The following is a 590-nucleotide window of genomic DNA, read 5'->3' on the forward strand; positions in this document are numbered from 1 at the left end:
GTAGATTTTCTGCTTGGCTATGACTTTGGCTTCGGAAAAGGTCGAAGGAGGGCTTGAGAAGGCGGGGGTAATTACCGAGAGGGTCAGCGTTGCTACGGACAGCAGTTTTTTCATTGGTAAGCATTAGCAGTTTTGGGGCGCACATTATACGCATGGGCTCCACGCTTACCCTGCAGTTATTGCATTGAAATAGCTTTGCATCGAGTGGTGACATTGAGATGAATACCCTCACGCTTATGCCAAGGGTTCCCAGGAATGGAGTCCACTTGCCGTTGAGGATTTCGGTACGAACTTTCCCAGTCAGCTAAATTCTAAGGTCTGTATCAAGTCGAAATAAAAGTGACGAACGTGTTAGCAGCGTTTGTTGCTAGTCTCCATTGCAAATTTATAACGTATGACGGGAAGGCGCCTCATGTCCTTTGTGAACAGGTACGTTGCTGAGATCCTGAAGCTACAAGTCGCTCTCTATCATGCCCAAGCTCGTTTGCAAGCCGATACTGATCCTGATGCGCTGCATGCCCTCAGGATTTCGGTACGCCGCATTCGTAGCCTTTTGGCCCCTGTTCGAAATGTTGAGAGGATGGCTCCGC

At 49.0% G+C, this 590-nt stretch carries 1 protein-coding gene; it reads left to right on the forward strand.

What is annotated here, in order from left to right; genetic code table 11:
* Positions 1 to 412: 412 nt before the first annotated feature.
* A partial coding sequence (locus AC1DRJ_RS31710) for a CHAD domain-containing protein (RefSeq protein WP_477805574.1) occupies positions 413 to 590 on the forward strand: 178 nt, incomplete at its 3' end.

The organism is Pseudomonas sp. P5_B2, assembly GCF_056400445.1.